This window comes from Curtobacterium sp. 22159 (genome assembly GCF_052045775.1).
Lineage (GTDB): Bacteria > Actinomycetota > Actinomycetes > Actinomycetales > Microbacteriaceae > Curtobacterium.
Genome location: NZ_JBQEPN010000002.1, coordinates 1 through 10,082 on the forward strand (window position 1 = coordinate 1; position 10,082 = coordinate 10,082).

9 protein-coding genes are annotated in these 10,082 nt (G+C 72.5%); 4 read left to right on the top strand and 5 right to left on the bottom strand.

Annotated elements, in window-relative coordinates; translation table 11 throughout:
- Positions 1 to 553: 553 nt before the first annotated feature.
- Positions 554 to 1,273, bottom strand: a complete 720-nt coding sequence (locus ACTJKO_RS02160; protein ID WP_440685208.1) for a YceI family protein — start codon at positions 1,271 to 1,273, stop codon at positions 554 to 556.
- A 62-nt stretch (positions 1,274 to 1,335) separates the two neighbouring features.
- Between ACTJKO_RS02160 and ACTJKO_RS02165 the strand changes: the two genes are divergently transcribed.
- The 4 genes from ACTJKO_RS02165 to ACTJKO_RS02180 all read left to right on the top strand — a co-directional run bounded on the left by ACTJKO_RS02165 (position 1,336) and on the right by ACTJKO_RS02180 (position 4,856).
- The gene (locus ACTJKO_RS02165; RefSeq protein ID WP_440685210.1) at positions 1,336 to 2,622 is read left to right on the top strand and encodes a glycosyltransferase 87 family protein; all 1,287 of its coding nucleotides are present in this window, start codon (positions 1,336 to 1,338) and stop codon (positions 2,620 to 2,622) included.
- Positions 2,619 to 2,927 carry a thiamine-binding protein gene (locus tag ACTJKO_RS02170; RefSeq protein WP_440685212.1) on the top strand — a complete coding sequence of 103 codons (309 nt, stop codon included), beginning with the start codon at positions 2,619 to 2,621 and terminating at the stop codon, positions 2,925 to 2,927. Before ACTJKO_RS02165 ends, ACTJKO_RS02170 begins: the two co-directional genes overlap by 4 nt.
- A 222-nt stretch (positions 2,928 to 3,149) precedes the next feature.
- Positions 3,150 to 3,329 carry a hypothetical protein gene (locus tag ACTJKO_RS02175; RefSeq protein ID WP_440685214.1) on the top strand — a complete coding sequence of 60 codons (180 nt, stop codon included), beginning with the start codon at positions 3,150 to 3,152 and terminating at the stop codon, positions 3,327 to 3,329.
- Positions 3,330 to 3,590: 261 nt separating this feature from the next.
- Complete coding sequence (locus tag ACTJKO_RS02180; RefSeq protein WP_440685216.1) at positions 3,591 to 4,856, top strand: MFS transporter; 1,266 nt, start codon at positions 3,591 to 3,593, stop codon at positions 4,854 to 4,856.
- A 328-nt stretch (positions 4,857 to 5,184) separates the two neighbouring features.
- Here ACTJKO_RS02180 and ACTJKO_RS02185 read toward each other — a convergent pair whose 3' ends face one another.
- The 4 genes from ACTJKO_RS02185 to metX all read right to left on the bottom strand — a co-directional run bounded on the left by ACTJKO_RS02185 (position 5,185) and on the right by metX (position 9,878).
- Entirely contained in the window at positions 5,185 to 5,856 is a 672-nt protein-coding gene (locus ACTJKO_RS02185) for a response regulator (RefSeq protein WP_440685218.1), read from the bottom strand.
- 113 nt (positions 5,857 to 5,969) lie between these two features.
- Entirely contained in the window at positions 5,970 to 7,292 is a 1,323-nt protein-coding gene (locus ACTJKO_RS02190) for a hypothetical protein (protein ID WP_440685220.1), read from the bottom strand.
- The gene (locus ACTJKO_RS02195; protein WP_440685222.1) at positions 7,289 to 8,446 is read right to left on the bottom strand and encodes a sensor histidine kinase; all 1,158 of its coding nucleotides are present in this window, start codon (positions 8,444 to 8,446) and stop codon (positions 7,289 to 7,291) included. Before ACTJKO_RS02195 ends, ACTJKO_RS02190 begins: the two co-directional genes overlap by 4 nt.
- A 232-nt stretch (positions 8,447 to 8,678) precedes the next feature.
- Positions 8,679 to 9,878: a homoserine O-acetyltransferase MetX gene (metX, locus tag ACTJKO_RS02200; RefSeq protein ID WP_440685224.1), complete on the bottom strand. Its 1,200-nt coding sequence runs from the start codon at positions 9,876 to 9,878 to the stop codon at positions 8,679 to 8,681.
- Positions 9,879 to 10,082: the final 204 nt, after the last annotated feature.

A 10,082-nucleotide genomic window follows, 5' to 3' on the forward strand; every position in this document is an offset into this window, starting at 1 on the left:
TGTCGTTCGTTGCGCGCGCGGGGTGTTGCGGGCGCGGCCGGGCGCGGTGGTGGGCGCGGTTGGGCGCGATTGGGCGGGGCTGACTCGATGCGACGAAGTCGCTGTCGCACGACAGCGACGATGTCGTTCCTTGCGTGCGCGGGCTGTCGCGGGCGCGGCTCGACGACGAAGTCGTTGTCGTGCGACGTCGACGATGTCGTTCGTTGCGTTCGCGGGCTGTTGCGGGCGCGGCCCGACGACGAAGTCGTTGTCGTACGACGTCGACAACGTCGCTCCTGTCCTGCGGGGCCTCTCGTGCGCGCTGTCAGGCGCGGCCGAGTCGATGCGACGAAGTCGCTGTCGTACGACACCGACGATGTCGTTCCTTGCCTGCGCGGGCTGTTGCGGCTGCGAGCTGGCGACGAAGTCGCTGTCGTACGACAGCGACGGTGTCGCTCGTTGCGCGCGCGGGGTGGACACGACCCGGGGACGGACGGGAGGCGCGTTGCGGGCACACGCCGCGCCTCCCGTCCGTCAGGTGGGCGCGTACGCGACGTGACGCGCCGGAGTGTCGTCAGCGCGCGGGCGTCGCGTGGACGAGGAACTCGACCGCACCCGCGTCGTCGACCTTCACGAAGCCGAGGTCCGGGGCCTGCACGCCGTAGTCGGAGAACGTGATCGGGATCGTGCCGGACACGTCGACGCCGTCCCCGTTCAACCCGACCTGCAGTTTCGCGGTGACGGTCTTCGTGACCCCGTGCAGGGTGAGCGTCCCCGTCGCCTCGACCGCCGTCGTGGCCGACCCGCTCGGGACCGCGTCGGCGACCGGTCGGGTGAGCCGGAACGTCGCCGTGGGGAAGGCCGACGTGTCGAGGGCGGAGTCGCGGAAGTACGAGTCCCGCTGCTCGGAGTCGGTGGCGATGTCGGCGACGCGGACCGTGACCTCGGCGGCCGTGATGGCGGACCCGTCGACCGTGGCGCTGCCGGTGACGCTGTCGGTCCGACCGGTGACGGTGACGTCGGAGCCGTTGAGGACCTCGTGCACGCGGTACCCGGCCTCGGAGTCACCGCCGACGGTCCACTCGCCGCCGAGCGCCGAGGGGTCGAGTGTCGAGGGTGCGCGCGACGCCGCGACGGACGGGGCGGCCGAGGCCTTCGCGTTCTCCCTGCTCGTGTAGACGTTCGTGCCGACGATCACGGCGACGACGCCGATGCCGACGACGGCCGCGACGCCGGCGATCCAGACGACTGCCGTGCGCGGCTTGCGGGGGATGTGCGGGGAGTCCGAGCTCACGAGCAGAACGGTGACACGTCATGCTCGGCGAAGCCTGTGTCCGCGCCCGCTACGCTCGTCCGGTGCAGAGGACGGACGGCCGGACGCGGTGGCCAGAGCTGGTCGGGTTCGTCGTGGCGTTCGTCGCCGTGCACGCGGTGCTCTGGTACCTCACGGCGGTGTCGGCGAACCTGCCGCTCGGCGACGTGACGATCACCTACCGGCGCTGGATCGAGACCGGGCACACGTCGGGGTTCTGGGTCGGCATCGACGAGGACTGGGTGTACCCGATCCTCGCGATCGTGCCGATGGCGGCCGCAGCGCTCGGCGGGGTCGCCTCGATCGGCACGGGGTGGCTCGTCCTCATGGTCGTGCTCGACGCCGTCGCGTGCGGGTTCCTCTGGCGCTTCCGCGCGCTCGGCGTGCGCGTCGTCTGGTGGTGGCTCGCCTTCCTGCTCGCGCTCGGCCCGATCGGGCTCGGGCGCATCGACACGGTCGCGACGGTCCTCGCGCTCGTCGGGGTGGCCTTCGTCGCGACGCGTCCTGCCGTCGCCTCGGCCCTCTTCACCGCGGGGGCGTGGACGAAGGTCTGGCCGGCGGCGCTCGTCGGCGTGCTGCTCCTGCTCCGCCGCGGGCACCGTCGCGGGGTGCTCGCGGGGGCGCTCGTGGTCACCGCGCTCATCGTGCTCGTCGACGTGCTGTACGGGGGAGCGGCGCACCTGTTCTCCTTCGTCGGGCAGCAGACCGGGCGGGCACTCCAGATCGAGGCACCCCTGGCGACGCCGTTCATGTGGGCCGCCGCAGCAGGGGTCCCGGGAGCGGCGGTCTACTACGACCGCGAGATCCTGACGTTCGAGGTGTCCGGAGCCGGCACGCACGCCGCTGCTGCCGTGTCGACGCCGCTCATGGCGGTCGTCGTGGTCGCCGGGGTGTCGCTCGCGCTGTGGGCCGTCCGGCACGGTGCCCGTCGGACGGAGGCCGCGCCGCTGCTGGCCCTGCTGCTCGTCGCCGCACTCGTCGCCACGAACAAGGTGGGGTCGCCGCAGTACGTCGGCTGGTTCGCCGTCCCGATCGTGTGGGGACTCGTCGCCGGTCGACCGAGCGCCCGACGCTTCCTCCCCGTCGCCGTGGCCGCGCTGCCGATGGCCGTGCTGACGCAGGTCGTCTACCCGGGGTTCTACGACCAGGTGCTCACCGTGCAGCCCTGGGTGCTCGTCGTGCTCACGCTGCGGAACGCGCTCGAAGTCGCGCTGCTGGTGTGGAGCATCGTCGCCGTGGTGCGCCTCGGACTCGCCGCACGTCGTCGGCCGGGCGCGCAGGCCGACCCCGCCGTGCCACCGCTCGCCGAGCCGGGCAGGATGGACGCATGATCGTCGCGTTCTCCGTCGCTCCGTCCGGTGGCCCCTCCGCATCGTCGGACGGGTCCGTGCACGATGCCGTCGCCGCCGCGGTGCGGATCGTCCGCGAGAGCGGGCTGCCGAACCGCACCTCGTCGATGTTCACGGAGGTCGAGGGGGAGTGGGACGAGGTCATGGACGTCGTCAAGCGCGCCACGGAGGCCGTCGGGGAGTACGGCACGCGGGTGTCGCTCGTGCTGAAGGCCGACATCCGCCCCGGGCACACGGGCGAGATCGACGGCAAGCTCGAACGGCTCGAGGCGGCGCTCGGGGACTGACCGCCGGGCGGCGACTGACCGCTGGGCGCCGACTGACCGATGGGCACCGGCTGACAGCCGGGTGCGTCGTCCGACCGCTCGGTGCCGACTGGGCGCCGGGCGCTGGACGTCGGCTCCACACCGCGCGACACGCCGGAGGCCTCCCGCGGATGTCGGTGGTCGGGTGTCTCATGGTGCCCGTCGAGCCACACCGGGTGGCCGCGAGACGACGAGGAGCGCGTGATGATGCACGACGGCTGGTGCCCCGACTGCGACCTGCGAACGGTCGTCATCGACACGGACGAGCAGGGCGACCACGCCTGGGCCACCTGCACCGAGTGCGGTGCCGGGTGGGTGCACCGCGACGAGCTGCCCGAGCCTGCGGTGGCCGCGCCGGCGGGCGTCGAGCGCCGCGCGGCCTGAGCGGCTCGAATCGATTCGGCGAGCGGGCTTCCGCTGCCGCGTTGGAGCGGTCTACACTGCTGAGACCGGCTGTTCGACAGTCGGTCGTCCCCGTTCGGCGCTGAACCCGGACCGTCCTCCGTCCACCCTGCGTCCGCCGTCACGGCGGTCCGCCCGGACAGGAGGCCCGGTGCGCTCACCACGCGCACCGGCGGTCCCAGCCGGCCCACGTGGGTCGACGTCCGGAACCCGTCCCGCTCCTCCCGTCCCGAAACAGGCACCATGTCCCAGCTCACGCCTGCGCGCCGCGCACTCGCGCTCATCGCGCTCGCCCTCGGCGGATTCGCCATCGGCTCGACGGAGTTCGTCGCGATGGGGTTGCTCCCGAACATCGCCCAGGCGCTCCTGCCGCACCAGTACGGCGTCGACCCCGAAGCGGGGATCGCCCACGCCGGTTGGCTCGTCAGCGCCTACGCGCTCGGGGTCGTCGTCGGTGCGCCGACGATCGCCGCGATGTCGGCGAAGTTCCCGCGGAAGGGCCTGATCCTCGTCCTGCTCGTCGGGTTCGTGCTCGCCACGGTCGCGAGCGCTGTGCTGCCGTCGTTCGGCCTCGTGCTCGTCGCCCGGTTCGTCGCGGGGCTGCCGCACGGTGCGTACTTCGGCATCGCCTCGATCGTCGCCGGGGACATCATGGGCCCGGGCAAGCGGGGCAAGGGGATCGCGATGGTGCTCCTCGGCCTGTCCGTCGCGAACGTCGTGGGCGTCCCGGCGATCACCTGGGTCGGCCAGGTCGCCAGCTGGCGCGTCGCCTACGGGGTCGTCGCGCTGCTGTTCGCGCTGACGTTCCTCGCCGTCCTGGCGTTCGTCCCGCGCAGCGCCCGCGACGAGCACGCCACGATCGGGCGGGAACTCCGTGCGTTCCGGGTGCCCCAGGTCTGGATGGTCATGGGGCTCGGCGCGGTGGGCTTCGGCGGGTTCTTCGCGGTGTACTCGTACATCTCCCCGCTCGTGCAGAACGTCACGGGGCTGCCGGAGTCGTTCGTCCCGCTCGTCCTCGTGGTCGTGGGCGTCGGCATGGTCGTCGGTGGTGTCCTCGGCGGGCACCTGGCCGACCACAGCGTGAAGCGGACCATCTACGTCGGCATGTTCGCGCTCATCGGTGCGCTGCTCGTGACCGTCCTCACGGCGCAGTGGGCGTGGGGCGTCTTCCTCGGTGCGTTCCTCCTCGGGGCGACCTCGTCCGCGATCCCGCCAGCGGTGCAGTCCCGGCTGATGGACGTCGCCGGTGATGCCCGCACCATCGCGGCTGCGCTCAACCACTCGGCGTTCAACATCGGCAACTCGCTCGGCGCGGCCCTCGGCGGTGCGGTCATCGCTGCCGGGTTCGGCTTCACTGCTCCGGGGTGGCTCGGCATCGTGCTCGCGCTGCTCGGCGTCCTCATGACGATGGTGAGCTACGGGGCGGAGCGTCGCACCGCACGGCGTGCGGCGCTGCGCTCGTCGTCGCCGTCGACCGGGCCGATCACGTCGCCGGTGCCGATCGTCTGACGCGGCGCCGGGGACCCGCCGCGCCACTCCGTGGGCGCGGCGGGGCGTGCCGCGGGGCACGACCTCACGGGCTCAGCGACACCTCACGCTCCATCGGCGGCGTGAGGTGTCCCGCAGCCCGTGAGGTCGGCGGCGGTCGCCGGAGGCGCGGGCGGGCCGAGGCGCGCTGCTGCGCGACGGCCCCCCCGCACGAGTTCACGCGCCCAGCGACACCTCACGCGGCGGCGCGGGCGTGAAGTGTCGCGCACCCCGTGAGGTCGGCGCCCGCCGCACCGCCAGCGGCGCGGTGCGGGCCGGCACCGCGCCTCCCGTCCCGCAGCGGGCGGGCCTACAGGCCGATCGGGCTGCCGTCCTGCACGATGATGCCGTCCTGGATCGCCCGCTTCCGCAGGGCCACCTTGGTGCCGACGTCGAAGCCGGCCACGCGGTACTTCTCGCGGATGCGCTTGAGGTAGCTCTTCGCGGTCTCCTCGGAGATGCCGAGCTGGTACGCGACGCTCTTCACCGGCTCGCCACCGCCGTACAGCGCCATGACGCGGCGCTCCTGCGCGCTGAGCTTCGGCACGCCGCCGACGTCGCCGCTGTTGATCGCCAGGTCGAGCTCGGCGGAGACGTACTGCTCGCCGCGCTGGGCGGAGCGGATGGCCTCGACGATCATCTCGGCGTCCTCGCTCTTCACGAGGTAGCCGAGGGCGCCGGCACCGAGGGCCTCGCGCACGACGTTCGGCTCGGAGTAGGTGCTCATCACGACGGTCTTCACGCCGGCGGTCTTGAGCGTGGAGATCTTCAACGAGACCGGGATCGAGTCCTTGAGGTCGAGGTCGAGCAGCACGACGTCGACCGGGAACGCCGGGCTCGTGAGGAGCTCGGGCCAGGTCGTGACCGCGGCGACGAGCGTGATGTCGTCGGCTGCGTTCCGGATCCACTCGGTGAGCGCGCCGAGGAGCATCCTGTGGTCGTCGACGAGTGCGAGTCGGATCGGTTCCTCTGGAGTCGCCATGGTGGCGTCCTTTCTCGGGGGCTGTCGTGGCCGATCCTAGGGGCACGGACCACACGGCACGGGCAGGCTGGTCAGGGTGTCCGGCAGTCGGGCCAGCCGGTTCCGTGCGACGACTACATCGACGGATGTCGGTCGACGACGCAGTGCGCGACGACGTGGAGCACCCCGTCACGGACGGTGTCGGTGTACGGGCCGATGCGTTGCAGGGCGCTCCAGGCGGTCGGGCCGAGCCGGCGACGGGGGACGCCGCGGGACTCGAACACGATCGGGACGTCCATGGTCTCGTCGGTGACGGGGTGTCCGTCCGAGCCGACGGGGCCGAGCGTCACGGACACGACGGGCGCGCCGGGCTGGGTCGTCCTGCCGTCGCCGACCATCTGCCAGAGGGCCTGCAGCAGACCGTCGCGCTGGGCGGGGGAGAGGTGCCCGGCGAGGGACTGGGGATCGGCGACGCTGACGGAGCGGCCCAGGTTGTCGGACTCCGTGATCGCGTGGTACAGCCACGTCTCACGGCGCCCCTCGATGAGGTGGAGCCGGAGTTCCGTCGCGAGTGAGGCCGCGACCGATGCGGAAGCGTCGGACAGCGGGAGGGGGTCACTGCCGTTCGCGACCGCGTCGAGCAGCTTCTCGGCGGCGAGGTCGAGTCGGGCGAGTTCGTCGGAGGCGAGCATCCCGACGGCGAACTGCGGCGCCTGGACGTTGCTCTGCACGAGCACCCGGTCGAGTTCGCGCTGGACGAGCTGGCGGAACCGGTGCACGACGAAGATGGCGATCGACGGCGGCACGGTGACGAGCGCCAGCGTGGAGACGATCGCGGGGAGCGTGTCGCTGGTGATCGGGGTGGAGGCGACCGCCATGCCGACGAAGGCGAGCCCGAGGACGGCGATCGCCGCGGCGACCTCCCGCCCGGGACGGAGGGTGGCGACCGGCAGGAGTGCGAAGCCGGCCGCGACGGACGCCGAGGCGGTGTGGGCGATGTCGTGCTCCGGCCAGATGCCGACGAAGTCGAGCGTCACGACACAGGCGAGCACGACGCAGATGAGCGCGAACGCGAGGCCGGTGAGGCGTTCCCCGTAGGTGAGCAGGCTCAGCCCCACACCGACCGCGGCGATGACGTACAGGCCCCAGGCCGCCGCGGACAACCAGGGGTCGGTGAAGTCGGACCAGCGGATCAGGAAGAAGACGATGCCGGCGACGGCCTGGATGCCGGTGAGCACCGCGGCGCCGAGACCGAGGTACCCGGCACCCAGCGAGGTGCCCGGCTTCGCGGCCTGGCGGAGCGACCGCGCGCCGGTCGACGTCGAGGGGAGGCCGCGCGCCTGTCGACGCTCGCTGCCCCGGTACCGCTCCCGCGCCTCCCGTCGGGTCCGCGGTGCGGGCTGCACCGTCTCGCCGGGCAGGCCACGGCTGATGGTGTCCTCGGGGATGCGGCTCATCGGGGGGCCTCCAGGACGACGGTGGTGCCGGAACCCGGCGCGGAGAAGAGCTTGGCGTCGCCGCCGACCTCACGGAGGCGGTTCACGACGCTCTCCTTGAAGCCGAGTCGTTCCGCGCTGACGCTCGTGAGGTCGAAACCGACGCCCGAGTCGGTCACCATGGCGCGCACCATCTCGTCGTCGTGCACGATCGTGACGTGCGCCTCGCCGACGCCGGCGTGGCGGCGGACGTTCTCGAGGCACTCCCCGAGGGCGAGCAGGAACGCGTCCAGCACGTTCGACGGCAGCAGCACCTGCCCGGTGCCGTGCCAGCTCACCTCGAGCCCCATGCGCCCGAAGCGCTGCTTCACGGACTCGAGCGTCTGCCCGAGCGGGGACTCTTCCTCACGGGTGAGCGAGTAGTCGCCGGACTGCTGCGGCTGCGGCGTCGCGCCCAAGCGGAGGTGCCGGAGGAGTCGGGCGTCCTCAGCGGCCTGCTCGCGCATCGCCTGCTCCGACACCCCGACACCGGAGTGCGCGAGGAGGGTGAGGGTGGCGAGCACGGTGTCGTGCAGGAGGCGCGCCCCCTGTCGTCGCTGCGCTTCGGTCTCGCTCGCCTGCCGTTCGGCACGGTGCGCGGTGCCGATGCTGTAGATCCGGCGCGCCACCCGCGGGATGCTCCGGGAGATCCAGATCGTCACGACCGCGATGATGACCCAGCCCAGGATCGCCCCGGTGACGGGCGCGGCGAGGATGCTGCCGGCCGCCCAGGTGATCGACACGATCGCGACGACGCCGGTGGCGATCGTCAACCCGAGACCGACCGGGTGGCCGCGCTGTGCCATGAGCGGTGCGGACAGGCTGCCGGCGGCGAGGGGCACCACGGCGGACGCGATCACCGGTCGGGCGGACTCGTCGGACCCGAGGAGCAGCAGCGCGAGGGCACCGAGCCCCGCGGCGAGCACGAGGGACGTCCACCAGATCGAGTTGTTCCAGCCGAACACGAGCAGTGCGCCGACCATCACCGCGATGCAGGCGAGGGCGCCGAGCAGCGGGACGATCGGAACGGCGAGTGCGGACACGATGGCGATCACCGAGACGAGCGCACAGACGATGCCCACGACACGGGTCGTCGACCGCAGCAAGCGGTCGCGTTCCTGTGCGATGAAGTCCATCGATGTCCTGGTTGGTGACGATCTGTTCGTGTGCGGCAAAACTTCGTGTGCGGGAAACCCCGTGCGGGATACCTCGTGCGGCTGTACCTCGGTCTCGGGAAAACCGAGCCTCGGTCAGGCCGAGCACCACGCCATCATTCCACGCGCGACACCCGTTGGGGGGTGTTCGGCGCGCCACGTGCGTTCGGATGGTTGCGCGATCGTTGCCGCGAGCGCGGGGGAGCGGTGCCCGTCAGTCCAACAGCCGCCGCAGGTGCGCCCCGACCGCCTCGTGCTCGATGAGGAAGCCGTCGTGCCCGAACTCGCTCTCGATCACAGCGGCACGATCGCCGTCGAGGGTGTCCGGCACGCCCGCGGCGATCCGGTGCTGGTCCTCGATCGGGAACAGCCGGTCGCTCGACACCCCGACCACCAGCGTCCGTGCCGTCACCGTCGCGAGCGCTGCGGCGACACCGCCCCGCCCTGCCCCGACGTCGTGCGAGTCCATCGCGTGGGTCAGCGTCACGTACGACGAGGCGTCGAACCGTCGCGTGAACTTGTTGCCGTGGAAGTCGAGGTAGCTCTCGACCGAGAACCGCCCGTCGTCGCCGAGCGGTGAGACGTCGCTCTGCCAGGACCGGGCGAAGCGGCCGTTCAGCTCGTCGGAGGCGCGGTACGTCATGAGCGCCATCCGCCGCGCCAGGGCGAGTCCCCGGTGCGGGCCCTCACCCGGATCGGCCTCGTAGTAGTCGCCGCCCGCGAACGCCGGGTCCATCTGGATCGCGGCGCGCTGCAGCGAGTTCGCCGCGATCTGGTCGGCAGTGGTCTGCGCGGTGGTCGCGAGCACCGCGAGGCGCGACACCCGGTCGGGGTGCGCGATCGCGAACTCGAGCGCGTGCATGCCGCCCATCGAGCCCCCGACGACCGCGGCGAACGTGCCGATGCCGAGTCGGTCGGCGAGCTGCGCCTGCACCGCCACCTGGTCGCGCACCGTGACGAACGGGAACCGGGACCCCCACTCGGCTCCCGTGGGTGAGACCGACGACGGGCCGGTGGTGCCCTGGCAGCCGCCGAGCATGTTCGGCGCGATCACGAACCACCGGTCGGTGTCGATCGCGCGCCCCGGGCCGACGACGTCGCCCCACCACCCGGCCGTGCGGTGTCCGGGGCCGGGCGGACCCGCGACGTGTGAGTCGCCGGTCAGCGCGTGGAAGACGAGCACGGCGTTGTCGCGCTCCTCGTTCAGCGTCCCCCACGTCTCGTAGGCCACCCGGACGGCCGGGATGCGGCCGCCGCGCACCCACTGCTCACCGAGGGACGCGAAGTGCCGAGCACCAGGGTGGTCGCCGGGGCGCCAGGCGCCGGTGACGGGAGGCTTGCCGAGGGTGCCGAGTTCGGTTCCGGGCACGAGGGTGGACGGCACGGAGTCCTCGGGGATCGTCTGCCAGTCCATCGTGGGTCCAGTCTGCCGGGAGGCGCGCCCCGCCACCGCCGTGTTACGTCACGTCGGGCGCGGCGCGGGTGGGCGAGGCGCGTGGGTGCGTGCGCGTGGGCGGCGCGCGTCGTGCGGGTGCGTGCGCGCGGGGTGCGCGGGCGGGGCGGGGCGGGCGCTGCGGGGCGGGCGCTGCGGAACGACATCGTCGCTGTCGTACGACGT

Bases quoted from the DNA above. Each gene is read 5' to 3' on its own strand.
- ACTJKO_RS02170 (WP_440685212.1), top strand. From the start codon at position 2,619: ATGATCGTCGCGTTCTCCGTCGCTCCGTCCGGTGGCCCCTCCGCATCG.
- ACTJKO_RS02175 (WP_440685214.1), top strand. From the start codon at position 3,150: ATGATGCACGACGGCTGGTGCCCCGACTGCGACCTGCGAACGGTCGTC.
- ACTJKO_RS02180 (WP_440685216.1), top strand. From the start codon at position 3,591: ATGTCCCAGCTCACGCCTGCGCGCCGCGCACTCGCGCTCATCGCGCTC.
- ACTJKO_RS02185 (WP_440685218.1), bottom strand. From the start codon at position 5,856: ATGGCGACTCCAGAGGAACCGATCCGACTCGCACTCGTCGACGACCAC.
- ACTJKO_RS02190 (WP_440685220.1), bottom strand. From the start codon at position 7,292: ATGAGCCGCATCCCCGAGGACACCATCAGCCGTGGCCTGCCCGGCGAG.
- ACTJKO_RS02195 (WP_440685222.1), bottom strand. From the start codon at position 8,446: ATGGACTTCATCGCACAGGAACGCGACCGCTTGCTGCGGTCGACGACC.
- metX (WP_440685224.1), bottom strand. From the start codon at position 9,878: ATGGACTGGCAGACGATCCCCGAGGACTCCGTGCCGTCCACCCTCGTG.